General features: G+C 70.4%; 24 protein-coding genes, 1 tRNA gene and 3 pseudogenes. 10 read left to right on the plus strand and 18 right to left on the minus strand.

Translation table 11 applies throughout. The features are described 5' to 3' along the window. Window positions 1–36: 36 nt before the first annotated feature. Window positions 37–1,821 (minus strand): metallophosphoesterase family protein, encoded by a 1,785-nt coding sequence (locus tag D7223_RS10590; protein WP_238161795.1) that lies wholly within the window; start codon window positions 1,819–1,821, stop codon window positions 37–39. Window positions 1,822–1,967: 146 nt separating this feature from the next. Here D7223_RS10590 and D7223_RS10595 point away from each other — a divergent pair. Next, window positions 1,968–2,041: transfer RNA gene (locus tag D7223_RS10595), tRNA-Thr, on the plus strand. Between the two features lie 154 nt (window positions 2,042–2,195). Here the strand turns inward: D7223_RS10595 and D7223_RS10600 are convergent. The 3 genes and pseudogenes from D7223_RS10600 to D7223_RS10610 form a co-directional block, all read right to left on the minus strand. Next, window positions 2,196–3,457, minus strand: a pseudogene (locus D7223_RS10600) (IS701 family transposase). Window positions 3,458–3,565: 108 nt separating this feature from the next. Further along, window positions 3,566–4,144 (minus strand): hypothetical protein, encoded by a 579-nt coding sequence (locus D7223_RS10605; RefSeq protein ID WP_120727643.1) that lies wholly within the window; start codon window positions 4,142–4,144, stop codon window positions 3,566–3,568. After that, window positions 4,141–4,767 carry a TetR/AcrR family transcriptional regulator gene (locus D7223_RS10610; protein WP_120727645.1) on the minus strand — a complete coding sequence of 209 codons (627 nt, stop codon included), beginning with the start codon at window positions 4,765–4,767 and terminating at the stop codon, window positions 4,141–4,143. The genes D7223_RS10605 and D7223_RS10610 overlap by 4 nt, the downstream gene beginning before the upstream one ends. 98 nt (window positions 4,768–4,865) lie before the next feature. Here D7223_RS10610 and D7223_RS10615 point away from each other — a divergent pair, with 98 nt between their 5' ends. After that, window positions 4,866–6,311, plus strand: coding sequence for a DHA2 family efflux MFS transporter permease subunit (locus D7223_RS10615; RefSeq protein ID WP_158610856.1), 1,446 nt, complete (start codon window positions 4,866–4,868; stop codon window positions 6,309–6,311). Between the two features lie 175 nt (window positions 6,312–6,486). Here D7223_RS10615 and D7223_RS10620 read toward each other — a convergent pair whose 3' ends face one another. After that, window positions 6,487–6,927, minus strand: coding sequence for a MarR family winged helix-turn-helix transcriptional regulator (locus D7223_RS10620; protein WP_120727648.1), 441 nt, complete (start codon window positions 6,925–6,927; stop codon window positions 6,487–6,489). Window positions 6,928–7,022: 95 nt separating this feature from the next. Here D7223_RS10620 and wrbA point away from each other — a divergent pair, with 95 nt between their 5' ends. Beyond that, window positions 7,023–7,649, plus strand: coding sequence for an NAD(P)H:quinone oxidoreductase (gene wrbA / locus D7223_RS10625; protein ID WP_120727650.1), 627 nt, complete (start codon window positions 7,023–7,025; stop codon window positions 7,647–7,649). Between the two features lie 28 nt (window positions 7,650–7,677). Next, on the plus strand, window positions 7,678–9,102 hold the full coding sequence (locus D7223_RS10630; RefSeq protein WP_120727653.1) for an MFS transporter: 1,425 nt from the start codon (window positions 7,678–7,680) through the stop codon (window positions 9,100–9,102). A 356-nt stretch (window positions 9,103–9,458) separates the two neighbouring features. Here D7223_RS10630 and D7223_RS33455 read toward each other — a convergent pair. The 3 genes and pseudogenes from D7223_RS33455 to D7223_RS10645 all read right to left on the minus strand — a co-directional run. Further along, a pseudogene (locus D7223_RS33455) lies at window positions 9,459–9,646 on the minus strand (site-specific integrase); the annotation flags it as partial. Between the two features lie 169 nt (window positions 9,647–9,815). Continuing rightward, window positions 9,816–10,478: a response regulator transcription factor gene (locus D7223_RS10640; RefSeq protein ID WP_238161841.1), complete on the minus strand. Its 663-nt coding sequence runs from the start codon at window positions 10,476–10,478 to the stop codon at window positions 9,816–9,818. Between the two features lie 11 nt (window positions 10,479–10,489). Further along, window positions 10,490–11,725, minus strand: coding sequence for a sensor histidine kinase (locus D7223_RS10645; RefSeq protein ID WP_120727657.1), 1,236 nt, complete (start codon window positions 11,723–11,725; stop codon window positions 10,490–10,492). Between the two features lie 141 nt (window positions 11,726–11,866). Here D7223_RS10645 and D7223_RS10650 point away from each other — a divergent pair, with 141 nt between their 5' ends. Continuing rightward, on the plus strand, window positions 11,867–12,295 hold the full coding sequence (locus tag D7223_RS10650; protein WP_202864613.1) for a DUF6220 domain-containing protein: 429 nt from the start codon (window positions 11,867–11,869) through the stop codon (window positions 12,293–12,295). Continuing rightward, window positions 12,292–14,256 (plus strand): multicopper oxidase family protein, encoded by a 1,965-nt coding sequence (locus D7223_RS10655; RefSeq protein ID WP_120727659.1) that lies wholly within the window; start codon window positions 12,292–12,294, stop codon window positions 14,254–14,256. Before D7223_RS10650 ends, D7223_RS10655 begins: the two co-directional genes overlap by 4 nt. A 4-nt stretch (window positions 14,257–14,260) precedes the next feature. On the opposite strand, the gene D7223_RS10660 is transcribed toward D7223_RS10655, so the two are convergent. From D7223_RS10660 to D7223_RS10675, 4 genes are all read right to left on the minus strand, one after another. Continuing rightward, complete coding sequence (locus D7223_RS10660; RefSeq protein WP_120727662.1) at window positions 14,261–14,464, minus strand: hypothetical protein; 204 nt, start codon at window positions 14,462–14,464, stop codon at window positions 14,261–14,263. A gap of 106 nt (window positions 14,465–14,570) precedes the next feature. After that, window positions 14,571–14,807, minus strand: a complete 237-nt coding sequence (locus tag D7223_RS10665; protein WP_147252613.1) for a winged helix-turn-helix transcriptional regulator — start codon at window positions 14,805–14,807, stop codon at window positions 14,571–14,573. Between the two features lie 80 nt (window positions 14,808–14,887). Beyond that, the gene (locus tag D7223_RS33005; protein ID WP_186832292.1) at window positions 14,888–15,403 is read right to left on the minus strand and encodes a hypothetical protein; all 516 of its coding nucleotides are present in this window, start codon (window positions 15,401–15,403) and stop codon (window positions 14,888–14,890) included. A gap of 256 nt (window positions 15,404–15,659) precedes the next feature. Then, window positions 15,660–16,202, minus strand: a complete 543-nt coding sequence (locus D7223_RS10675) for an alpha/beta fold hydrolase (RefSeq protein WP_120727666.1) — start codon at window positions 16,200–16,202, stop codon at window positions 15,660–15,662. A gap of 347 nt (window positions 16,203–16,549) precedes the next feature. Between D7223_RS10675 and D7223_RS10680 the strand changes: the two genes are divergently transcribed. Continuing rightward, window positions 16,550–16,834, plus strand: coding sequence for a hypothetical protein (locus D7223_RS10680; RefSeq protein ID WP_120727669.1), 285 nt, complete (start codon window positions 16,550–16,552; stop codon window positions 16,832–16,834). 91 nt (window positions 16,835–16,925) lie between these two features. On the opposite strand, the gene D7223_RS10685 is transcribed toward D7223_RS10680, so the two are convergent. The 4 genes and pseudogenes from D7223_RS10685 to D7223_RS10700 all read right to left on the minus strand — a co-directional run bounded on the left by D7223_RS10685 (window position 16,926) and on the right by D7223_RS10700 (window position 19,248). Next, window positions 16,926–17,294: a hypothetical protein gene (locus D7223_RS10685; RefSeq protein WP_120727671.1), complete on the minus strand. Its 369-nt coding sequence runs from the start codon at window positions 17,292–17,294 to the stop codon at window positions 16,926–16,928. A 336-nt stretch (window positions 17,295–17,630) separates the two neighbouring features. Next, a pseudogene (locus D7223_RS10690) lies at window positions 17,631–18,080 on the minus strand (SRPBCC family protein); the annotation flags it as partial. A gap of 168 nt (window positions 18,081–18,248) precedes the next feature. Continuing rightward, window positions 18,249–18,530, minus strand: a complete 282-nt coding sequence (locus D7223_RS10695) for a DUF4190 domain-containing protein (protein ID WP_120727675.1) — start codon at window positions 18,528–18,530, stop codon at window positions 18,249–18,251. A gap of 100 nt (window positions 18,531–18,630) precedes the next feature. Further along, on the minus strand, window positions 18,631–19,248 hold the full coding sequence (locus D7223_RS10700) for a pyridoxamine 5'-phosphate oxidase family protein (protein ID WP_120727677.1): 618 nt from the start codon (window positions 19,246–19,248) through the stop codon (window positions 18,631–18,633). Between the two features lie 148 nt (window positions 19,249–19,396). On the opposite strand from D7223_RS10700, the gene D7223_RS10705 reads away from it, so the two are divergent. From D7223_RS10705 to D7223_RS10715, 3 genes are read left to right on the plus strand one after another with little or no spacing between them, the layout of a single operon-like run. Then, window positions 19,397–19,906, plus strand: coding sequence for a DUF2231 domain-containing protein (locus D7223_RS10705; RefSeq protein WP_120728170.1), 510 nt, complete (start codon window positions 19,397–19,399; stop codon window positions 19,904–19,906). Next, on the plus strand, window positions 19,903–20,454 hold the full coding sequence (locus D7223_RS10710; RefSeq protein ID WP_120727680.1) for an Hsp20/alpha crystallin family protein: 552 nt from the start codon (window positions 19,903–19,905) through the stop codon (window positions 20,452–20,454). Before D7223_RS10705 ends, D7223_RS10710 begins: the two co-directional genes overlap by 4 nt. 7 nt (window positions 20,455–20,461) lie before the next feature. Further along, complete coding sequence (locus tag D7223_RS10715) at window positions 20,462–21,586, plus strand: glycosyltransferase family 9 protein (protein WP_120727682.1); 1,125 nt, start codon at window positions 20,462–20,464, stop codon at window positions 21,584–21,586. Window positions 21,587–21,621: 35 nt separating this feature from the next. Here D7223_RS10715 and D7223_RS10720 read toward each other — a convergent pair whose 3' ends face one another. Both D7223_RS10720 and rfaE2 read right to left on the minus strand, forming a co-directional pair. Beyond that, the gene (locus D7223_RS10720; RefSeq protein WP_120727684.1) at window positions 21,622–22,500 is read right to left on the minus strand and encodes a glycosyltransferase family 2 protein; all 879 of its coding nucleotides are present in this window, start codon (window positions 22,498–22,500) and stop codon (window positions 21,622–21,624) included. Then, window positions 22,497–24,260 carry a D-glycero-beta-D-manno-heptose 1-phosphate adenylyltransferase gene (rfaE2, locus tag D7223_RS10725; protein ID WP_120727686.1) on the minus strand — a complete coding sequence of 588 codons (1,764 nt, stop codon included), beginning with the start codon at window positions 24,258–24,260 and terminating at the stop codon, window positions 22,497–22,499. Before rfaE2 ends, D7223_RS10720 begins: the two co-directional genes overlap by 4 nt. Between the last annotated feature and the right edge of the window lie 108 nt (window positions 24,261–24,368).

Genomic DNA, 24,368 nt, shown 5'->3' on the forward strand with positions numbered 1-24,368 from the left:
TCAGGATTCGCCGTTCTGCTGACGCAAACCTCTTGATCAACTTTGTGGTGGGGCTGGTTCGGAGATGTGGATGGGGGGTTCGGCCAGGCGGGGGGTCAGGGGGGTTTTCGGGGCCAGCCAGCTTGACCGGGGGGACTGGTCGGGGTTCACCTGCCAGCCGCGGGAGACGCGGTCCACCGCGATCGGGTAGACGGTCAGCGTGCCGTCCGGGTCGACGCGCATCCGCAGGAACGCCTTCGCGTCCTCGATGCCCTGGCCGGCGAACAGCTCATTGACGTTCACCCCGAACGCGCTCGCGACCAGCAGGTACGCGGCCACCACCTGACTCGCCACCAACCCGATCACCGGGCCGTAGAGGACCGCCGCGGCGGCCACCGGCAGCGGCCACGGCCAGTCGTAGAAGGGCAGCGCCAGCCACGCCCAGGTGCCCGCCGCGGCCAACCCGACGTGTGCCGCCCCGTGCAGGAGGCCGAGGATCCAGTGCCGCGCGTGCCGTTTGCCGCCCGCGCTCGGCGGCTTCGCGAAGAAGGCCGCGCCCAGCAGCGTGACCAGCAACATCACCACCAGCGGCACGCTGAACAGGCGCTGGTCGGTCCCGTCCCCGTGCGACGCCACCCCGGCCATCGCCAGCATCAGCAGCGTGTGCAGGGTGCCGAGCAACGTGGTGAAACCCGGGTTGCGCAGCGGCAGCCGGCCGAAGATCCCCCAGCCGTACCGGCGGGACCGCGCCGCATCCGGGTAGCGGCCCGCCAGGTCGTACGGGTGGGAGGCGCTGGCGCGCCGGGCCAGGGTGTCCCGCGGCGGCACCTCGATCCGCTCCGGGAGCTTGTGCGTCGGGTAGAGGTACGCGCCGCCGCCCCCGCAGGTGATCAGCTGCCGCTCCGGGCCGGCGTACCGGGCGTAGTGGTGCAGGTCGCCGGAGACGAGCAGCCGTACCTGCGCCCCGGTCGGCGCGACGATGGTGCGGACGAAGTAGTCGATCGAGTCGTACGCCGTGGGGTGGTCGACGGCCTTGACCCACGTCGGCGCCGGCACGGCCAGGATCACCCGGCTCTGCGGCCCCAGCCGCTCGGCCACCGTGTCGAAGTAGGTGAGCTGCGGATCGTCCAGGTACGACCCGGACTGGTCGTCGAGGCCGAGCAGCCACCAGTCGGCGGGCAGCTCGACCGCGAAGTACGAGCGGGTCTGCGCCGTGTCCCACCCGCCGAAGTGCCGGTCCCGGGTCCGGACGAACAGGCGGAGAAACGCGGTCAGCCCGTCGTACCAGTCGTGGTTGCCGGGCACCGCGAACAGCGTCGGCCGCTCGGGCGGGGTGACCGGCAGAGCGGCCTGGTAGGGGCCCTTGCAGCGGTCCTCGTACGCCTCGAACGCCGCCGACGGGTAGACCTGGTCGCCGCCCATCACCAGGGTCTGCGCGCGCGGCAGCCGATGGCCGTCGACCTCCAGCTCCGGCTGCGCCAGCAGGTACGCGACCGAGTAGGTGGCGTTGAAGCCGTCACCCAGGTCGGCCACGTAGTCCAACCACAACCCGCCGTCCGGCCCGACCTGCCGGGCGATCTTCGCGTCGAGGGAGTTCTGCAACTCCCGCTTGTCCAGGTACGCCCCGAAGAGCAACGCGAGCAGCGTACGGATGCCGGTGCTGATCAGCAGGAACGGCGCGAGCCACGGCACCGGCCCGCGCGGGGTGAAGCCCAGCTCCCGCGGATCGGTGCTGCGCGGGCGACGCGCCGCGCGCCCACCGGCCGCCTCACTGGCGTGCGGTCCGGCCTGGTCGCCGGCCGGCGCGTTCGGTGCGGGACGCTCGGCGGGGTGGTCGTTCATCCGCCGGAGCGTAGTACCGGCGCGCCGGGGGTGCTGTCCGGTGTACGTCCGATCGTGCGGTCTGTCCGGCCGACGTCGGCGGCGCGTCGGCCGTGGGTATCCCGTTCGGCCGGGGCGGGAGGCGTGCACTACACTTGACGATCGTTGCCGCCTTAGCTCAGTCGGCTAGAGCGACGCACTCGTAATGCGTAGGTCGACGGTTCGATTCCGTCAGGCGGCTCGGTGAAGAAGCCCAGGTCAACGACCTGGGCTTCGCCGTTTCTGAAGGTCGACGACGGCACCGCCGGCCGTGCCGGTCCGCCGATGGTCCGCATCCCGCGCGATCAGCCTTTTCCGCGCCGCGCCGGGCGGGTGGCTGCATGGGCCGGAGCGGTCTACGCCTTCGTGGCTTGGGTTGTTCGCCGCCAGATCGACCAGCGCAGCGTGTGCTCTGGCGGTAGCGATGCGGCGATGACGAAGGCATTGAGGAGGCGGCGGATCTCGGCGACGGTCAACGCGATGATCGTGGGATCGGCGTCGGGCTGCTGCGAGGTGGCGGCGAGGATGGTCAGGACGGCCAGGGCGAGCATGGCCAGGGTGACGAACCGGTGCCAGCCGGTCCAGCCGCGGACCTGGTAATGGTCCAGGCCGACCTGGCCTTTGCCGGTCTGGAACAACTCCTCAATGCCCAGCGGGAGCCGGCCACCCGGACCAGGGTGTGCAGTGGCATCGGACGTGGTGACCAGCACAGGTAGAAGGCCAACTCTCCGGTGGTGCGGTTACGGCGGATGAGCAGCCACCGATGCTCACCGGGCCGGATGGCGGTGGTGATCCACGCCCACAGATAGTCGCGAGGACCTTTCGCTCCGGGTCCGCAGCTGTGCAGTTGCCATTCGGCGGTGGGGATCCGGGCGGCGAGGTCGTCAACACGCACGAGGATGCGACCGTCGTTGACCGCCACGCGTCGGTCGCAGCCGACGGCCAGGACGTAGCCGATCCCGCGGTGTTCCAGGTGAGCGCGCAGGCCGGGGTCGGCGCCATAGACCTCGTCGCCGGTCACCCACCCGAACGGGACACCAGCCTCGATCGCGGCGGCGATCATCTGCCGGGCGAGGGCTGGCTTCGTCGCGAACCCGACGTCGTCGGGCACGCCGGCGGCGGCGAGGCGGTCAGGCCGGTCGCACCAGGTCGTCTCCGGGAGGTAGAGCCGGCGATCGATCATCGCCCGCCCGGCGGGTGCCACGTAGGCCAGGAACACACCGACCTGGCTGTTCTCGATTCGCCCTGCGGTGCCTGTGTACTGCCGCTGCACCCCGACCGAGCACACGCCCTTCTTCAGGAACCCGGTCTCGTCGGTCACCAGCACCCCGTCGGGATGGCCGAGCTGTTCGATCAGCCACGAACGCACGTCGTCGCGCACGGCGTCGGCGTCCCACACCGCCGTGCGCAACAGCCGTTGCATCGCCTGCGGATCACCGTGACCTGCCCGCTCCGCTAGCGACCAGCAGGTCTTACGTTCCACCTTCGACAGCAGCCCTTCCACGAACTGCCCGGCCGTCGCGCGTGGGTCCACCCGCGCGAACCGGGCAGCGACGCGCGTCACCGCCTCGTCCAGGACGATTCGCCACCCGGCAGGGCTGTCTACGCTGTGACCCACGCCCACCGCACGATCTTCGACTGTCCTCACAAACTATCGATGATCAACTCGGTGACCGTCCTCATGCCCACGCCACGTCCAACACCGAAGCCAAGCGACGTTGGAGCGTTAGATCGCGCTGGCCAGCAGGGTGAAGCCGACTCCGACGACGAGGGCCAGTTCGATGCGGTTGAGCCAGGCGAGAGGTTGCAGCCGTTGGCGAACGGCGGGGTGGTCCGGGCCGTGCTGGTCGGCTAGGCGGAGCAGCTTGAGGTAGCCGGGCGCGCTGATGGCGGAGCCGGCGATGGCGGTGAGGACGTAGAGCGCGAGGGGGATCAGCACCCGGGGTTGCAGGTAGCTTTCGCCGGTGTGGGTGACCAGCGCCAGGCCGCAGGCGACGGCGACGAACCCGAGGGGTACATACACCCGGGGAATGATCCACAGGAGCTGCCGGAGGTAGTCCAGGACCTGCTCGCCGGTGCCCCGGTCGAGGAGGCGGGCCAGCAGGATCTGACCGCTGACGGCGCCGCCGACCCAGAGCACGAGGCTGACGGCCAGGCCGTAGGACAGCCACTGTGTGAGGTTCAGACCAGCGGAGACGCCCGTCACGACCGCCAGGGCGACCGTGACGGCCGCCGTGAGGGCGATCTGGGACAGCTGACGTCCCCTGCGGGTCGCGGGTCGTCCGGTGTGCGCGGCAGTTGTCATCGGGGTGTCTCCTGGGAGTCGAGGCCACGAAGGAGTTCGTCCGCCGCCTGGCGGGCGCCTTGCGGGGTCAGGCCGAGGTGGAACAGCAGGCTCTTGAAGAACCCGGTGATCAGCGTCGCGGCGGCCACCGGGTCGAGGTCCGCGCGGAGTTGGCCGTTGTCGCGGCCGGCCCGCAGGATCGGCACGAGGTAGTCCGTCCAGGCGGTGTCACTGGCCTGGAGCACCCGGCGCAGCGCCTCGTCTCGGATGGCGCGGTTGTACAGCTCGTTGAGCACCACGAACTGTTCGCGGTGGCGCTCGAACTGGTCCAGTACGTGGTGCAGGTGGCCGGCCAGGTGTTCGCGTGGTGGTGGGGGCTGGACGTCGCCGGCCGGCACCCGGTCGAGGCGGCCGACGATGTCCTGCACGACGGCCGTGACGAGCGCCTCCTTGCTCGGGAAGTGGTAGTGCAGGGTGGCGATGTTGATGCCGACCCGGTCGGCCACCTCGCGCACCCGGAGTCCTTCGAATCCCTTGTCCGCGATCAGGCGCTGAGCCGCGGCCACGATCTCCTGGCGCCGTTGCGCGCCGCTTCCCGCGCCCCGCTCGCGCGGCACCGGGACGGACGTCCGGCTGGTCGGCATACCCCACCTCCTTGTCCATCATCTGCTTGATGGATAGTCTAGCGCATCGTCAGCTCTCCAGCACCTGCTGGAGAGCCGCTTCGAGCCTGGAGAGGCCCATGACCACCAATTCCCCTGCCGTCGGGACCACCGAACGGCCCGCCCTGAGATCCGGATGGCTGGTGCTGGTGTTGCTGGCGGCGGCGCAGTTCATGGTGGTGCTGGACGCCACCATCGTGAACATCGCGCTGCCCGCCATCGAGGAGGACCTGGGCTTCGCCGGTAGCGACCTGCAGTGGGTGATCAACGCCTACGTCCTGGCATTCGGTGGGCTGCTGTTACTGGGCGGCCGACTCACCGACCTCTTCGCCGGCCGGACGGTGTTCCTGGCGGGCCTGATCCTGTTCTGCATCGCCTCCCTGGCGTGTGGCCTGGCCACGTCTCCGGGTCTGCTGCTGGCTGGTCGCGCCGCGCAGGGTGTGGGAGGAGCACTGCTGTCCCCGGCGGCCCTCGCCCTGCTCACCCGTGCCTTCACCGGCAGTCGACGCGCGGTCGCACTCGGCGTCTGGGGTGCGATCAGCGGCGTCGCCGGAGCGGTTGGTGTCCTGCTCGGTGGCTTCCTGACCGACGGGCCGGGGTGGCCCTGGATCTTCTACATCAACCTGTTCATCGGCGCCGCCGTGCTCGTCGGCGTTCTCGCTCGGGTGCCCCACGAGGCGCCGCGTGCCGAAACACGTCTGGACCTGCCCGGTGCTGCGCTGATCACCGCGGCCCTCGTCGCGCTGGTGCTCGCGGTGGTCCGCAGCGAGGCCGACGGCTGGACCGCTCCTCTCGTCCTCGGCGGTTTCGCCACCAGCGCCGTGCTGCTGGCCCTGTTCATCCTCGTCGAGCGCCGGGTCCGGCAGCCCCTGGTGCCTCTGGACGTGTTCCGGCTGCGCAATCTGGCAGCCGGCAACGCGGTCAACACGCTCCTCGGGGCCGTACTCCTTGCCACGTTCTTCCTGCTCACCCTCTACCTGCAGCAGGTACACGGCGACAGTGCCCGCGAGGCCGGCCTGGCCTACCTGCCACTGGCCGCAGCCAGCCTCACCGCAAGCGCGATCTGCTCACAACTGCTGCCCCGCACCGGCCTGCGACTCCCGCTGGTGACCGGCATGCTGCTGCTCAGCGGCGGCATGTTCTGGTTCTCCCGCCTCGAGCCGACCAGCACCTACACCCCCGACTTCCTCGTCCCCAGCCTGCTGTGGGGCGCCGGACTTGGCCTGGCCGCGGTCGCCGCCCTGTCCGCCGCCACCCAGGACCTTGGCGGAGAGGCCGAATCCGGACTCGCCTCCGGCCTGGTCAACACCACCCTCCAGGTTGGCGGCGCGGTCGGGCTGGCTGTACTCAGCACCCTCACCTTCGACCGTCTAACCGACCGCCTCGCCCAGCAGAACCCCTACCCAGTCGCGCTCCTTGACGGCCTCACATACGCCCTCCAGATCGGCGCAGCAATCGCGCTCGCCGGCGCCGCCCTCGCCGCCCTCACTGTCACCAATAAACGCCGGCCACCAGCCGACCGTTGATCCATCCACCCGGTGGAGCGATGTCGCTTCGAGTGCCGCTACCCACCCGCACGATCTTCGGTTGTCCTCACAGACCATCGATGATCAACGCCGCGGCCGTCTTCATGCCTGCGCCCCCGGAACCCTGGTGACGCGTGCAGCCGATCAGATTTCGTGCGGCTGCGGCAGGTACTGACTAGGCAGACGATTTGCCGTCGACGTTCGTGGACATGGTGTGCAGGATGCCGGGCAGCTGCTTCAGCATCGCGGCGGGCAGGTCGCGGATCGTCTCCTCCGCGAGGGTGACCCACAACTTCCGGATCTGGTCGGCCAGCGCCTTGCCGCTGTCGGTCAGCGCTACGACGGTGGCGCGCTTGTCGGCCGGATCAGGGGTGCGCCGGATGTGGCCGGAGGCCTCCAGCTTACGAGTCATCAGCGTGACGCTGGGCGGCTCGCAGCCCAGCGCTTCGCTGAGCTGAGCCTGGATCAGCGGGCCGGTCCGGTCGAGTTCGAGTAGTACGGCCTCTTGACCGGCGTGCAGGCCGAGCGGGGCCAGCAACTGCGCCGCCCGGGTCCGGTGGCGCAGGCTGAGCAGGCGGATTCCCTGGTTGAGGGCTTCGGCGTACTCGGGATCCATGGACCCTCCTTGACAACAGTATTCGTTACGCGCATAAGATTATGCGCGTAACTATTACGCGCATAAGCAATGCTACACAGTCTCGAGGAGTCGACATGACGGTGAAGGTCGCAGTTTTCTACTACAGCTCGACGGGCACGGTCCACGCTCTCGCTGAGGCCGTCGCCGAGGGCGCCACCTCGGCCGGAGCCGAGGTGCGGTTGCGCCGGGCCGCCGAGTTGGCCCCCGCCGGGGCCATCGATCAGAATCCGCTGTGGCGTCAGCATCTAGACGCCACCAGCTCGGTTCCGGTGGCCCAGCTCGACGACCTGGCGTGGGCCGACGCGTACGCGTTCGGCACGCCGACCCGGTTCGGGACGCCCGCCGCGCAGCTCAAGCAGTTCATCGATCAGGCCGGCGGCCTGTGGCGCGACGGAGTCCTGGCCGACAAGCCGGTGACGGCATTCACCTCGGCCTACAACCGTCACGGCGGCAGCGAGGCCACGATCATCGCCCTGGGCAACGTCTTCTACCACTGGGGCGCGCTGATCGTGCCGCCCGGTTTCACCGACGCAACGGTCTACGCCGCCGGTGGCAACCCCTACGGCACCGTCGCGACCGGGGGTGACGGCGCCGACGCGGCGGCCCTCGATGCTGCCCGCTACCAGGGCCAGCGGCTAGCCAACTTCGCCGTCCGGTTGAAGGGCACGCCCCTCGTCGTAAGCGCTGCGCAGAGTGCCTGAGGTGTAGTCCGATGAGGCGGAGGAAGTCATGACGAGTACCCGTGCCGACGTCCAGGCGATCAAGCCCTACACCGGCCCGGCCTGGCAGGTTCTCGCGCTGGTGTGCGCCTGCCAGTTCATGGTCATTCTCGACGTGTCGATCGTCAACGTCGCGCTGCCCGAGGTGCAGCGGGATCTCGGGTTTACGGACATGGGACTGTCCTGGGTGGTGAACGGCTATGTCCTGGCGTTCGCCGGTTTCATGCTCCTGGGCGGCCGCGCAGCCGACCTGTTCGGTCACCACCGCATGCTGGTGTCCGGGCTCGCCCTGTTCTCGCTGGCCAGCCTGGTCTCGGGCCTGGCGACCAGCGCGGAGATGCTGGTCGCCGCCCGCGCCGCGCAGGGCCTGGGCGGCGCGATGCTGGCCCCGGCCACCCTCGCCGTGATAAGCACCTGCTTCTCGGAGGGGGCGCAGCGCGCCCGGGCGTTCGGAGCGTGGTCCGCTGCCGGTGGCGTCGGCGGCATGGTCGGTGCGGTTGCCGGCGGTGTGCTGACGACGGGCCTGTCCTGGCGGTGGGTGTTCCTGATCAATGTGCCGATCGGGGCGTTGCTGATCGCGGTGGCGATGAGGTCGCTGACCGTGCTGCCCGGTCGCCGCGAAGCGCTGGATCTGGCCGGTGCGATCACCGGTACGAGCGGGCTGGCGGCACTGATCTACGGAGTGATGGAGACCGCCGACCACGCGTGGGCATCCGCGCGGGTGCTCGTCCCGATCGTGGCCGGCGTCCTCCTGCTGGTGATCTTCCTGGTGGTGGAGAAGCGGTTCGCCACGGCGCCGATGATGCCGCTCCGGCTGTTCAGCAACCGCAGCGTGGCGGTCAGCAACGCGATGCTCTTCCTGTTCGGTGGCATCGTCATCGCGATGTGGTTCTTCACCTCGCTCTTCATGCAGAACGTGCTGGGCTACCGCGCGCTCGACGCCGGGCTGGGACAGACACCGGCAGCGGTCATGTTCGTCGTGGTGGCGCGGCTCGCCGCAGGCTGGCTGCCGAAGACCGGCGTGCGTCTGCTGGTGCTGGCCGGGTGCGCGTGCTTCGTAGCGGGGTTCGCCTGGCTCTCGCAGGCGGGCGTCGGCAGCCACTACGTGGCGAGCGTTCTGGGTCCGACACTGCTTGTGGCGATCGGCATCGGCCTGGTCTTCCCGACGTTGATGGCGTCGGCGACCGCCAACGTCGAGCCGCGCGACGCCGGCATCGTCGGTGGTCTGGCCAACACGGCCAGCCAGGTCGGCGGTTCGGCGGCGCTGGCGGTGTTCGCTACTGCGGCCGCGGCCCGCGCAGCCTCGCACCACAATGGGAGTTCCTCCCCCGATGCTCTGGCCTCCGGATACGAGCTCGTCTTCGGACTGGCGGTCGGAGTTGCCCTGGCGATCGCCTTGGTCAGTTTGCTGTTGCCCAGGTGGCAGCGGAGTTGACCCGCGTCCCGGGCGTTCATGCTCGACCTCCCGTTCATCCCTGGGGAACTCATGGAAACGGCTAGTGGCCTGCGGCAAACGTTGATCAGTGGCCGGCCGCGCCGGTGCAGGTCAACGCTCGATCGTGAGGACTAGTGACAAGCCAGTAAGGGCGACGGTCGAGGAGCGTAGGTCGACGGTTCGATTCCGTCGAGCGGCTCAAAGCGGCCCTGACCAGCATCATCGCTGGTCAGGGCCGCGTTCTCATCGATGCGGCTCTGAATCGGCCCCCGACCCCCCCAAACGCCTACCGGCGACCAGGTTCCGCCCACCTGCCAGCGGGCGTGCAGGGTCTACTTGGCCCGGCCCTTCCGCGATCATGAGGTTTGGGTCCCACTACTGTCCGGACCTGCACCAAGCTGTTCGAGAATGTCGGAGCTGTCCGGGCGAGAGCGGGCTTGACGATGTAGTGCTTGTTGGTGACCTGCTCGGTGGCGTGCCCAAGCTGCGCGGCGGCGCTTGTGGCGTCGGCCTCCTTGTCGATCAGGGTGGCGACAGTCTTGCGCGTCGAGATCGCTGCTGTCGGCTCGGACGTCGCTGCCGACGAAGGTGGCTGGGTCGACCAGGTCCACGGACCGGACACCGAGGGCAGGCTTCTCATGCCCCGATGCTGGCTGTCGGATCGGGTGCCGACGTGAACTCTGTCCTGCTTCTTTCAGCGGGAGGCAACGGGCCTAGTGCTCGGTGAACTGTCCCAGCCCGGTCTGGTAGGCGATGGCCACCAGCTGCGCGCGATCGCGCGCGCCGAGCTTGCCCATCGTGCGGCTGACGTGCGTACGCGCCGTGGCCGGGCTGAGGAACAGGGCGACCCCGATCTCGTAATTGCTCAGACCCTGCGCCACCAGAGCGAGTACCTCGCGTTCGCGGTCGGTCAGCACCGCGAGCCGGTCCTCGCCCGCCTTCGCGGCCTTGCGTTGCGTCGCGAACTGGCCGATGAGCCGACGGGTGACCCGCGGGGCGAGCAGGGCGTCCCCGGCGGCGATGACCCGGATGGCGTGCAGCAGTTCGGCGGGGCCGGCATCTTTCAGCAAGAAACCGCTCGCACCCGCCTGCAGGGCAGCGAACACGTTCTCGTCGGTGTCGTAGGTGGTGAGGATCAGGATCCTGACCTGTTCCATCCCCGGCGTCTCGACGATCTGGCCAGCGGCCCGGATCCCGTCCAGGCGAGGCATCCGGATGTCCATGCATACGACATCGGGACGGGTGGCACGGGTCAGTTCGACGGCCTCGGCGCCGTCGGTGGCCTCGCCGACCACCGTGATGTCGTCCTCCAGATCGAGCAGGAGCCGGAAACCGGAGCGGACCAGTCGCTCGTCGTCGGCGAGCAGCACCTTGATCGGCGCGGGCCTCACGGACGCGATCCGACCGGGACGATCGGCAGTCGGGCGGAGACTTCGAAGCCGCCGTCGGCACGGGCGGTCGCGTGCAGCTCGCCGCCCAGCAGCTGGCAGCGTTCCCGCATGCCGATGATCCCGCGGCCGGTCGATGACGAACCGCCGGCACCCACCGGCACGAGCACCCGGTCGCCAGTGCCCTCGTCGGCCACCCGGATGCGCAGGGCGTCAGGCGCGGTTTCGATCAGCACGAGCACCCGCGTCGGGCCGACATGGCGGATCACGTTGGTGATCGACTCCTGGATGATGCGGTAGGCGGCGCTGCTCACCGCGCTCGGCAGGGGCGCCGCACCCAGCGTCTGCTCGACGGTGACGTCGAGTCCGGCGTCGCGGGCCTTGTGCGCGAGCGCGTCGACCTGGTCGAGGCCGGGGTGGGGTTCGCGTCCGTCGTCCGCGCGCAGGACGCCGAGCACGGCACGCATCTCCTGCAGCGCCCGGGAACTGGTCTGCTCGATCGCGCGCAGCGCGTCACGGGCCTGGTCCGGCCGCTTGTCCAGCACGTGCGCCGTGACACTGGCCTGCACGTTGATGATCGCGATGGCGTGCGCGACGGTGTCGTGGACCTCGCGCGCGATTCGCAGCCGCTCGGCGTCCACCCGGGCCCGGGTCTCCTCCTCCCGGGAGCGTTCGGAGAGTTCGGCCCGCCGCTGCGCCTCGGCGGCGATGACCCGGCGGGACCGGACCGACTCCCCTAGCACCGTACTGATGATCGACGCCCCGATGCGGAAGAACACCCAGCCCACGGCCGCCTCCGGCTCGACGTCCGCACCGGCGACCAACCAGCCGACGGCCAGCACGACGGTGCCGGTGCTCGCGATCAGCAGCGAGCGGCGTCCGTCACCGTAGGCGGCGAGCGTGTAAAGGGCGACGAACAGGGCGAGGCAGGACATCCGGTCGGGGTAGTCGAGGCCGAAGTAGACCAGGCTTGCCGCCGCCGTGATCGCGAACACCGCGACCGGCCACCGGCGGCGGGCGACGATGGCCACGCCGCTCAGCACCACCAGGGCGTAGCCGGCATACCCGAAGTCCGAGGCAGGTCGAGCGATCGGCTCGGGGAGAACGGCGCCGTAATCGCCGACACTGTGGACTTGGATCACGGTGACGAACAGTGCCAAGAGAACGTCCGAGAACCAGGAAGGGCGACGAACGAGCCAGGCGCGCAGCCGTTTCGGCGCCACCGGCAGGTCCATAGGGCGATCCTACGACATGGATTCCGTGCCCTGGTACGCGGTCAACTACGCCCTGTGACGTATCCGGATCGCCTTCTCCTACGCGGATCTGCGTAGCAGGTGCCACGCGTCGCCCGAAGCGCGGCGGGCACCGTCGAGACCATGATCGGTGCCATGAAGAAGTTCTTCGCGGGTCTGGCTTCGCTGCTGCTGCTCGCCGAGGTTGTCCAGTTCTACCTGGCCGCCAGTGGCGCGTTCGACACCGCGCCGAGGGAGGATGCCTTCTCGCCGCACCGCGCGCTCGGGTACGTCATCCTCCTGGTCGCTGTGGTGAGCGTCGTCGTCGCCGCACTCGCCCGGGTGCCCGGCCGGCTCATCGGCACGATGGGCCTTGCGGCCGGGCTGGTGCTCATGCAGTCGTTGATTTTCGAGATCGCCAAGTCCTTCGGCGAGGGCTCCGAGGCGGGACACCTCATCTTCGGTCTGCACGCCGTCAACGGGCTGGCCATCCTCGGCGTGACGCTGCGGGTCGTGCTGCAGTCGCGTCAGCTGGCGTGGCAGCGCGCCGAGTTCAGGGCCACCCGGTCGTGACCACGACCGCGTTGACGGTCCTGGACCACGCCTGGGCACTGCTGGGCGCCGGCGCATGGTCGGCCGCCGGCGTCACTGCGGCGCGGGGCCGGGCCAGACCCGCACTGGTCCTGCTCGCCGTGGCGATGGTGTTCACGGTGGGCAAGGCGGCGACGGTGACGGCGCTCGCCGGGCGGGGCTGGTGGTTCGTCCAGGAGAAGGTACTGCTCGGGATGCCGCTGCTGGCGGTGGCCTCGGTGACCGCCCTGGTGACAGCTGGACCGGTGTTGCTGGCGCAACACCGGGGATCGCCCGGACGCGCGGTCGGCGCAGCAGGCGTCGTCGCGTTGCTCTCCGCCGGGTACGCCGGGTTGGCCGGGTTCGCGGTGACCTACCTCGTCGGGTATCCACTGACCCTGCCGGTGGCGTTGATCACGGTCGGGATGGTGGCCGTGGGCGTCCTGGTGACCGCGCGCACGCTCGGCACACCGGACGCGGGCGTCGCGGCGCAGGCGGCGCCGGACCCTCGGCCGGAAGTGTCGCGCCGACGCCTCCTCGGCGTCGCGGGTGGCGTGGCCGCGGTCGGCGTGACCGGCACCGGCGTGGGCCTGGCGGTGCTGCCCGCCGCCACGGACATCACCGACGGCGGCGGTCCCGGTCCCGCTCGTGGGTCGACCCTGTCGGTGGCCGACCTGCGCGGTCCGGACGCCCCCGCGCCGGGCGGCGCTCGACGCACGCACGTGCTGACCGCCCGAAAGGCCGCGGTGCGCCTGCCGTCGGGAGCGGACGTCCACGCCTGGACCTTCGACGGCGTGGCGCCTGGGCCGCAGATCACCGCGACCGAGGGCGACCTCATCGAAGTCAGGTTGGTCAACCACGACATCGACGGCGGGGTGACCCTGCACTGGCATGGCTACGACGTGCCGTGCGGTGAGGACGGGGTCCCCGACCTCACCCAGGACGGGGTGAAGCCCGGCGCTTCGTTCGTCTACCGCTTCCGTGCCGACCAGGTCGGGACGTACTGGTATCACACCCATCACGCGTCGCACATCGGCGTGCTCCGCGGCCTCTACGGCGTTCTCGTCGTGAAACCGCGGGTGGAGCCTGACATCGTCGCCCTCGACCTGGTCGTGCCCGTGCACACCTTCAACGGCGACGCGGCGGTCGCGGGCGTCGAGCACGTCACGGCTGCGGGGGCGATGGTACGACTTCGGCTGGTCAACACCGACTCCGATCCGCGCCGGTTCGCGCTGGCGGGCACCCCGTTCCGGGTGGTCGCCGTCGACGGTCGTGACCTGTCCGGGCCCGACGAGACGAGCCGGACCGCGGTACGGCTGCCCGCAGGCGGCCGGCACGACCTCGTGTTCGCCATGCCGGAGACGTCCGTGGCGCTGCACGTCGACGGCGTCGCCGCGGTGTGGCTGCGGCCCGGCCCCGGTGCCCCCGATGGCGAGACGGCCGTGCAGGAAACCAGCGGGTGGCCGGAACTCGACCTGCTCAGCTACGGGACCCCGGTCCCGGTGCCGCTACGTGACGAGGTGGCCAACCGAAACTTCACGCTGGTCCTGGACCGTGGCTTGGCCATGGTCGACGGATTCCCCGCGTTCGCCCAGACGGTCAACGGACGCGGTCATCCGTCGATCCCTGACGAACTCGTCGCCGAGGGCGATGTCGTACGGTTCACCGTGGTCAACCGCAGCCTGGAGACCCATCCCTGGCATCTGCACGGTCATCCGGTGCTGATCCTGTCCCGCAACGGACGCCCGCCGTCGGGCAGTCCGCTGTGGATGGACACCTTCGACGTGCGTCCGGGTGAGGTGTGGGAGGTCGCGTTCCGGGCCACGAATCCGGGCATCTGGATGAACCACTGCCATAACCTGCCACACGCTCACCAGGGCATGATGCTGCACGTACGGTACGACGGGTTCATGACGCCGTTCGGTGACGGACACCCCTCAGGTCACGGGCACTCATCGCAGTGACGACTCAGCGGCGCGCAACGATCTGCGGGTACCGCGCGACGTCCATCTTGCTCGCCTTGGGTCCACGGGCGAAGACCACGTCCTCCGTGTCGATCCGCCGACCGGTCCGTCGGTCGACCACGACCGGGTCCACCTCCACGCCGGTCTCGGAGTCGACCAGGATGACGCTGCGGTCCGCCGGGGCCAGGCGGTGGTTTCCCCAAACCACGATGACCAGCAGGAGCGGGCGTAGCGTACGCCCGAGCGAGGTCAGTGGGTATTCCTGGCCGCGGCGTCCATGGCGTCGTCCACGGGCTCGATCAGACCCATGGCGCTCAGGTCGCCGAGCGGTCCCGCAACACATCGGCGGGCGTCTCGAGGTTGCGGCGAATCATCTCGAACCGGGTGTGGACGTCGAAGATCTCATACAGGATCTCCAGCGACCACCAAGGTCCGACGACCTCGGCGGTACGCCCCAGCGGGCAGTCGAGGATTCGGGCCTTGGGACCGGGCAGGCGACGTGCGTCGTCGACATATCTGCACAACGAGCTAAACACGTACGGTGTGGGCACCTGTTCAGGTATTCCGAATCATCGAGATAACCCGAACAGGTGCTAACTCACTCAGTTGCCAACGATTTCACCGGGGTTGATCAGGTGCCTGCACACTTTTGGGTCATGGTAAAGAATGTGGTGCTGCGGTTGCGTACCCACACGTCGTTAGCGCAGTTGCCGTCGTAACTGGCCAAATGGTACATGTCGGAGGCGCGGTAGAGATGGAGCCTTCCCATCACGCAGGTATAGTATTGGCTTTTGGGGATAGTCTTGGTGGGCGTCCGAGGCTGCCAGCACTTCAGGATCTGGGCGCTCGGCTCCGCCGAGGCCGCCGAGGGCGCCGTCAGAGTTGCCGCAATGATCATTGCCGCCCCAAAGAAGCCGAGGATTGATTTTTTCATGTACCACCTTCCGTTGATTAACGTGCGTCGCACGCTATCAGCCAATGCGATCCCGCGCTGCCCCGTGCCGTCGTCCGGCAGCCGGAGGCGGCGCCGCCGAGGTGCTCCGATCGATGTCAGCCTGCCGGCGAACCGCCGACCGTACGCGCGCTGGTGGTAGTCGTCGAACGGCTGACGCGCCTCGTCGAACAGTGCCGGACCCTCGAACCGCACCGGTGGCAGCGGCGGCGTGGCCGGCTTGACCTCCTCGAACTGCTGGCCCGGTCCTCATCCAGTCCTCAAAATGGCGAATCGCCACCAAGGCCAGTGAGAGATGTCGGAAGCTGGATCCGCAGCTCAACCACCAGGAACCGCAGGATCGACACCGACCGGCGCTGGTGATTTCTTGGCGTGCCCTCGACCATTTCCCGCTCACCTCCGCGAAGACCACCGTCACCCGACGTCGCGGCAGATCGAGGCAGCCATGCGGTTACGGCTGGCTTGGCCAGCCAATCGCGTCGAGGAACTCCTCCACGGCGCCCACGACTCGACTGAGCACTGCGATCGACTCGGTAAGTGGGCCGGGTACGTACATGCCGTGATCTGCGCCTTCCACCTCTAGCGCGTAAGGTGACAGCCGGCGGGCCAGGTCACCGTCCCACACGTTATCGGCAGTGCCGCCCACCAGCAGTAATGGCGCGGTCGCACGGCCCAACGCGTCAGCCACCCACGGCAGGGTGAGCAGAGGCGTGAGCCATATGGCGGGCAAAGCTCTTTCGGCGGCAATCGCCGCCGCATTCGTGCCGAGCGACTTGCCGATCAGCAGCGGGCGACCGCTGATTGTGTCGATCAGTGGAGCGATCTCACCGTCGACCCAGGTCTCGATCTCCGGCTGATCAGGCTTCGGATACTCCTGGGACCACGAGTACCGATGAATTGTTGCGCCGCGCTGTTCCGCCACATCGCCGGCATACATCAGTAGGGGAGCGCCCGGTCCGAACTTGCCGCCGGGAATCACGACAGCGTCAGTCATGCGGACGACCCTACCTAAGGGACGCCTCGTAACCGGGTGAAGGCGTTGCCTGGTACCGGGCCGGTGGTCAGCCGACGAGGATGATGTTGTGGAGGTTGGCGAGGCCGGAAGCGGCGTCGGCCAATGTGTGGGCGGCGCGGCGGTAGTCGCGCAGGATCGTGAAGCACTTCATCCCGGCCAGGGCGTGTTCGATCCCTGCGCGGACGGCCCGGTTTTCGACGTTTTAGGGCTTCTCTCCAGTCCGGCAGGTCGCTGCCGCCTGAGGGCTTGCGGTACGGCATGATCCCGCCGCATCGTCCCCAACAGACAGCAGCCAGGGTTACGCGACATCCCTTTAGGCTGAAGACGTGGCGGACTGGGACTGGAGCGAGGACCAGTACGTCCAGTGCCTGCACGACGAACGCCGACGCTTCGCGTGGGTGATGCGGCGATACGGGGGTCTCGACGCCACCCAAGCTGAGGCAACGGCCCTGCGGCAGTATCCCTTCCAGGCCAGCGACGCACCGTACCGAGGACTCGTCTTTCATGACGATGCATGGCATTGGGCGATGCTGCGGATCTACGGGGAGAGGTACTGGACCCAGCACCCGGAACTGGTTGAACCGCCGGCCGACTACCGAGCGCTCGACTGAGCCTTCGTCGCACCACCCCGCGCCAGCCCCGCCTGAAGATACTGACCGATGTCCTGATGCTCCACGTCGGGCTCGGGCCGGTGGACCGAGGTCAGTCGACATACCAGTCGAACAGTTCCCAGCCGGGCGGGGTGGCCATCACCAGCAGCAGGACGACGCTGGCCGCGACCAGCGCCGCCGCCGATGCGCGCCACCGGGGGCCGGCGGAGCGGAACGACGCCGACCGCAGCGTGGGCACCGCCAAGGCCAGGAAGACGACGGTCGGGAAGATCCCCAGGGCGACGGCGGCGACCGCCGGCCACGCCCAGGTCGGCGGGGACTGCTCGGGGAAGTACTCGGCGTCGGTCAGCAGGTACGCCACGGCCCCGTACGCGTACGCGGCCAGGACGAGCAGTTGGGTCAGCGCGAGGGGCCACACCCACCGGTTGACGCCCGTCGGACTCTCCACCGTCACGGTCATCGCGGAAGGATAACGGCCCGGCCCGGCGGGCGGGGGGGCACCGGTTCGGTGGCCCCCGACGTACGCGCGAGGACCCGGCCGGGTCCGTCACGCCGACATGGCGGGCGGGGTTTGGCCGGGTCCCGGACAGGGACGCGGGTCGGTGCGTCAGACCGCGCGTCGGGGGTCGGTGGCACCGGGGTGGGCAGCGCCGGGGTGAGAGGCGACACCACTCTCCGGGACGCCGGTGACCAGGTACTCCGACTCGGTCGTGGTGGTGGTGGGTTCGTCGTCCTCGTCGCTGGTCGAGCGGTGCTTGACGTCCGCGACGCCCGGCGTGCCGACGTCGACGCCGTGGTCGATCGTGCCCCGCCAGGCGCCGGTCTCGGCGCCGCGGCTCTCGATGAACGACTTGAACTTCTCCAGGTCCGACTCGGCCTGCTTCTCGACGATGTGCAGCTTGTCGCCGGCCTTTTCGAGCAGGCCCTCCGGCTCGTACTCCAGGTGCAGGCGGACCATCGTCCGGTCCACGCCGACCGGGGAGAAGTAGACCGCGCCGGCATTGGTCGCGCCGTCGGTGGCCGCCCAGGCGACCTTGGTGTCCGGCACCTGCTCCAGGACGCGGGCGTCCCATTCGCGCTGTACGCCGGCGATCTCGGCGACCCAGTGCATCCGCTCGTCGTCGAGCTGGCGCACCTCCCGGACGCCCCCCATGAACCGGGGGAAGTCCTCGAACTGCGTCCACTGGTTGTATGCGGTGCTGACCGGGACCTGGACCTCGATGGACTTCTCGACCGTGGTGGTCATCGGGTAATCCTCCTCGTCAGGTCGAACCGCTCCCCGGCTCCGGGAGCCGTCCTCGTCAGCGACAACTCCTACCCCCGACGGCGGCACCCAACCGGAAACCGCGGTGGTCGATGGCGCCTGTTCGCGCGCGGAGCCTCCCCAGGGCCGGCGCGACAACGCGTCGCCCGGTCAGGCCGTGGTGCCCGAGTTGGCGGCCACGATGAAGACGAAGGCGATCCACAGGACACCGAGAATGGTGAAGATGTAGCCGAGGATGAGACCAGCCTTGGCGAGGCCCTCGCCCTGCTCGCCGGTCTGCCGGATCTGCTTCTTGGCCAGGTGGCCGAAGACGATGCCGAGCGGGGAGAAGACGAAGGCGAACACCAGCGCCAGGATGGCCATGACGTTGGTGCCGCGGGCGGCGGCCGGCGCGCCGGACTGCTTGTGGTCGACGTAGGTGGGCTGACCCATCACACACTCCTCTGTGAACGGTTGATGCGGGTCAACTTGTTACCGGCGGCATCCTTCGCCAAACCTGAAAGATCCTTCCGGATCGCGCCCCGGACGAGGCTCAGGCGTAGATCTTCTTCGCGTACTCCGGGCCGTAGTGCCGCTCCAGTTCCTCCAGGGTCTCGGCGGGCGCCTCCACCTCCTTGATGAGCCGGGGCCGCGTCGGTAGGACGTCCGGCGTCCAGGTCTCCGGCTGCCACAGCTCCGAGCGGAGGAACGCCTTCGCGCAGTGGTAGAAGATCTGCTCGATCTCCACCAGGACGGCGAGGATCGGCCGGTGCCCCTTGACCACCATGTCGTCGAAGAACGGCGCGTCGCTGACCAGGCGGGCCCGGCCGTTGATCCGCAGCGTGTCGGTGCGGCCCGGGATCAGTGAGATCAGTCCGACGTGGGGGTTGTCCAGGATGTTGCGGTAGCCGTCGGCCCGCCTGTTGCCGGGCCGCTCCGGGACGGCGATCGTCGTGTCGTCCAGCACCCGGACGAAGCCGGGCGGGTCGCCCTTGGGCGAGACGTCGCAGGTGCCGTCCGCGGCTGAGGTGGCCAGCAGGCAGAACGGTGAGGCGGCCAGCCACTGCCGGTCCCGTTCGTGCAGGCGGACCCGCTCCTTCGTGACGGCGCGTGGCATCGGCGCGCCCAACAGCTCGCGCAACTCCTCGTGCGTGCTGATCTCCACCGTCACGTGATCCTCCCCCGAGCGTTGACCCCGGTGGCGGCACGCCACCGTCGGCAAGTCTAGGCGGCGTCACCGGTGAGGTTTGCCCCCGCGGAAGCGGGGGTACGGCCTCACGCGACCAGCTCGGGTGACACGAGTAGTGGAGGCACCGGTCATGGAGAGCCGACTCAAGGTCCTGGGTCACCCGGTGCATCCGATGCTGGTCATGTTCCCGGTCGGGCTGCTGGTCACCGCGGTCTTCTTCGACCTCGTCGACACCGTCGGCGGACCGGACTTCCTCGGCGAGGTCGCGTACTGGAACATCACCGTCGGCCTGGTCGTCGGCCTGCTGGCCGCGATCGCCGGCACGTTCGACCTGCTGGCCATCCCCGCCGGGACCCGGGCGAAGCGGGTGGCGCTCACCCACGCCGCCGCCAACGTGGCGGTGATCCTGCTGTTCGCCGCGGTCTGGGTGGTCCGGCTCAACGCCGACTCGCGGGCCGCCGGCGGCGCGTTGATCGCCATCGAGGTGGTCGCGCTGGCCATCCTCGGCGTCAGTGCCTGGCTCGGCGGCGAACTGGTCGACCGGCTCGGCGTCGGCGTCGACCGGGAGGCCGGCCTGGACGCGCCGAGTTCGCTGCGGCCGGCGGCCACCACCACGCGGATCGGAGAGGCACAGCGATGACCGAACAGGGCAGTGGCGGTTTCGGCCGGGGTTGGCGCGGCCGCCAGCAGGGCTGGGACCCGATGGGCGAGTTGCAGTCGCTGCGTTCCGAGCTGAGCCGACTGGTGGGTGGGCGGGCCGGCCCGCCGGACGTGGAGCTGAGCGAGACCGGGGACGGCTGGGAGGTCGTCGTCCGGCTGCCCGGCGTCGCGCCCGAGGAGGTGGCCGTCGAGCTGGACGACCGGGAACTCTGCGTCCGGGCCCGCTCCGAGGCGGAGGTCAACGCCGACCACGGCATCCCGGGCGGGTTCGAGACGCGGGGCTTCGAGTACCGCGTGGACCTGCCGTCCCGCGTCGACCCGGACGCCATCGACGCGGTCATGGACCACGGCCTGCTCCGGGTGCACCTGCCGCGCGCCTCCCGGCCCGCGCCGCGCACCATCACCGTCGGCCGCGCCGGGCCGCGCGACACCGGCTCCTCCGGTGGTACGCCGACCGTGCTCGACCCGGCCGCCGACCGGGAACTGCACCGTCCGGACACCGCGCTCGGCGACGTCGACCGGCCGTAGGGGTCGCGTGGCCACCCCGAACCTGCTCGGCCCGACCGTCGAGCGCGTGCCCGACGTGCGGCGGATCGCCGTGCTGCGCGCCAACGCGCTCGGCGACTTCATCTTCGTCCTGCCGACGTTGGACGCCCTGCGGTCGGCGTACCCGGAGGCGGAGATCGTGCTGCTCGGCGCGCCGTGGCACGCGAAGCTCTGGCGCGACCGGCCCGGCCCGGTGGACCGCGTCCTGGTGGTGCCGGCGGCGCCCGGGATCCGGCAACCGGATCCCGGCGAGCCGGAGTCGGCGCTGGAGGACTTCCTGGCCGCGGCCCGCGAGGAGCGCTTCGACCTGGCGTTGCAGGTGCACGGTGGGGGGCTCAACTCCAACCCGGTGGTCACCCGGCTCGGTGCCCGGGTCACCGCCGGGCTGCGCGCCGAGGACGCGCCGCCACTGGACCGCTGGATCCGGTACGTGTACTACCAGCACGAGGTGATCCGCTACCTGGAGGTGGCCGCCCTGGTGGGCGCCCCGGCCACCACGATCGTGCCGACGCTGGCGGTCACCGACGCCGACCGGGCCGAGGCGGCGCGAGTGCTCGGCCCGGCCGGGCGGCCCCGGGTGGCGCTGCACCCCGGTGCCTCCGACACCCGTCGGCGCTGGCCGGCGGACCGCTTCGGGACGGTGGCCCGGGAACTGCACGGCGACGGGTACGAGGTGCTGGTCACCGGCACGCCCGGCGAACGGGAGGTGGTGGACGAGGTGGTCGCGGCGGCCGGCGTGCCGGTACGCCCGCAGGTGGGCACCCTCAGCCTGGGCGGGCTGGTCGGCGCGTACGCGGGCTGTGAACTGGTGGTGTCCAACGACACCGGACCGCTGCACCTGGCCGCCGCCGTCGGCACCCCGACGGTCGGCATCTTCTGGGTCGGTAACCTGATCAACACGGCCAACCCGCTGCGCGGCCGGCACCGCCCGATCTGTTCCTGGACGGTGCGCTGCCCGGTCTGCGGCGTCGACTGCACCCCCGGGATCTACCCGCACCGCCCCGGCGACGGCGAGTGCCCGCACCGCGACTCGTTCGTCGCCGACGTGCCGGTCGTCGAGGTGCTGGAGTCCGCCCGCGAGCTGCTGGACAGCGAAGGAAGGGCCCCTTCCTAACGCCTCATGCATAGGAAGGGCCCCCGCTTAACACCTCACGCCGGTTGCGGGGTGTCCTCGTCGGCGAGCACCACCTCCCACGCCTCCACGTCCCGGTCGGTGACCGTGGTCGGGGATTCCAGGTGGTAGGCCCCGCTGGGCAGGACACCGGCGCCGCCGTGGCGCGCCAACACGGCGAGCTGGGCGGCGACGTCCTCGCCTTGGTGCTTCTCCTGCACCCGCCGCCAGAAGTCGAACCCGCCCGAGTCGACCAGCTTCGCCCGGTCGTACAACACGCAGCCGCCGATCCAGGACACCTTGTACGCCCGCCACGATCCCGCCGGCAGGTCCACCGTCCGGGTCACGTGCAGCAGGTTCGCCGCGGAGTGGATGGACGCCCGCTGCCACTGCGGGGTACCGGGGCGGATCCGCTCCGGCGTCGGCGGACCGTCCCACTCCTCGTAGTGCCGGTGCGTCTCCGGCCGTACGTCGTCGACATAGGACAACCCGTGCACCGCGTTGCCGACGAAACCGCAGCCCAGCTCCTCGATCGCGGTGACCAGCCGGTGCAGCGCGTCCGGCTCCAACCAGATGTCGTCGTCGAGGCAGAGGACGTACCGGGCGGCGGAGGCGGCCAGCAGCGCCGCCCGGTGCTCGGCCAGCCCGCGCCGGGGCAGCCGGCGGGTCAGCAGCACCGGGTGGCCACGATGGCGCAGCGCCCGGACCATGGTCGCCGCCGCCGGATGCCGGTACGCGGCCTCGCCGTCGGACTGGTCGCTGACCACCACCCCGAAACCGGGTACGTCCTGTTGGGCGGCCAGCCCGGACAGGGTGACCGCGAGTTCGGCGGGACGGTTGCGGGTCGGGATCAGCACATCCAGGTGCCGCGCGGCGCGGAATCCGTCGGGTGTGCCCGGGTCGAGCGGCCGGTTCACGCCTGACCCGCCACCGGAGAGGAGACGTCCTGCCCGTGCGACCTGATCCGGTCGATGATCGCCGAGGTGGACCGGTCCGGCACGTACCCGAGGGTGCGGACCTGCCCGCCCAGCCGCCGCACCAGGGGCGCCTCCGGCACCATCTCCGGCGGGTAGTCGCCGCCCTTGACGTACACGTCGGGGCGTACCACCTCGATCAGCCGGGCCGGGGAGTCCTCCTCGAAGATCACCACGTGGTCCACGCAGGCCAGCGCGGCCAGCAGGGTGACCCGGTCCTCCACCGGGTTCACCGGCCGGTCCGCGCCCTTGAGCCGGCGTACGCTGCCGTCGGAGTTGACCGCCACCACCAGCAGGTCGCCGAGCGCCCGCGCCTGCGCCAGGTAGCGGACGTGGCCCGGGTGCAGCACGTCGAAGCAGCCGTTGGTGAACACCACCGACCGGCCGGCGCGGCGGTGCTCGTCCACTATGGTCGCCAGCTCCTCCGCACCCACCGGGGTCGACCGGTCGGCGGTCCCGCGCGGAGCGTCCAACGCGGCCAGCAGATCCTCCCGCCGGCACACGCAGGTGCCGGTGTCCGAGACGGTTATCGTGGCGGCGAGCTGAGCCAGTTGCGCGGCGGTCGGCAGCGGCGCGTCGGCGGCCAGCGCCAGCGTCATCGCCGCCAGGTAGGCGTCGCCCGCGCCCACCGCGTGGCTCGCCGGCACCGGGGTGCTGTGGCTGCGCCGGCGTTCGCCGTCCGGCCCGCCGACCACCGCGCCGTCGGTGTCCAGGGTGACCGCGACGACCTCGGCGCCGGTGTGCTCCCGCAGCTCGGCGAGGCGGGACTCGGCGAGCGTCGCCCGGTCCACCTCGTCGCCCGCGCCGGCATTGACGGTCACCCCGGTCCCGGTGACGCTGAGGCCGTCGCCGGTCATCGCGACGCGGCCCTCGCCGGGCGTCGGTTCACCGGTGGGTCCGAGCCGGGCCGCACCCTCGCCGGGGGCGACGCCGACGGTCAGCTCGGACGGCCCGTCGGAAACCTCGCCGTCGGGGTGATCCAGGTGCAGGTCGGTGCCGACCGGCCGGGTGGAACCGGCGGCGGCGCGGGCCAACAGCCGGCTCGCCTCGGCGAAGCTCGGCGTCACCACGGTGGGAGCCAACCCCCGCCAGTCGGCCAGGTCGTGCGCGTCGAGCGCCACCGTGGCGTAACGGTCGCGGTTGGCCACCAGCCACCCGCGTACGCCGGTCGGCAGCCCGCCCAGCGCGTAGTCGCAGACGACCAGGGTGGGTGCCTCGCCACCGGCGGCGCGCAACTCCTCGGTGGCGCGGTCCAGCGCGGTCAGCAGCCGCGTCACGCCCTCCTCGTCGAGCAGGTCGTCCGGGTCGCCGGAGTCCTCCCGCAGCAGGATCTGGTTGCCGGCGAGCATCCGGCGTTTCACGGCGGTCGGCCGGCCGTGCAGGCTGACCGTGCGGTCCCAGACACCGGCCCGGTCCAGGCAGTCGTGCAGTTCGTCCCCGGCGGCGTCCGCGCCCACCGGCGCGACCAGGGCGGCCCGGCCGCCGAGCGCGGCCACGTTCACCGCGGTGTTCGCCGCCCCGCCGGCCGCGGAGATGCGGCGGCGCAGGGTGAGGACGGGTGCGGGCGCCTCCCGGCAGAGCCGGTCGGACTCGGCGAAGCGCCACTCGTCGAGCATGGCGTCACCGAGGATCAGTACGGGTCGGCCCCGCCAGCTCTCCACCACACTGGCGAGCCGGCGCTTCTCCGCTGCTGCTCCTGCCATGCCCTGCGGCGTCCCCCGGGCCCGGGGGATCAAACCTGCCGTGATCGTCGCCGCGTTTCGGACACCGGGTGCCGGGAAGGATCGGAAGGTACCCCGGAGAGGAGAAGT

It is taken from the genome of Micromonospora endolithica (assembly GCF_003626595.1).
Lineage (GTDB): Bacteria > Actinomycetota > Actinomycetes > Mycobacteriales > Micromonosporaceae > Micromonospora > Micromonospora endolithica.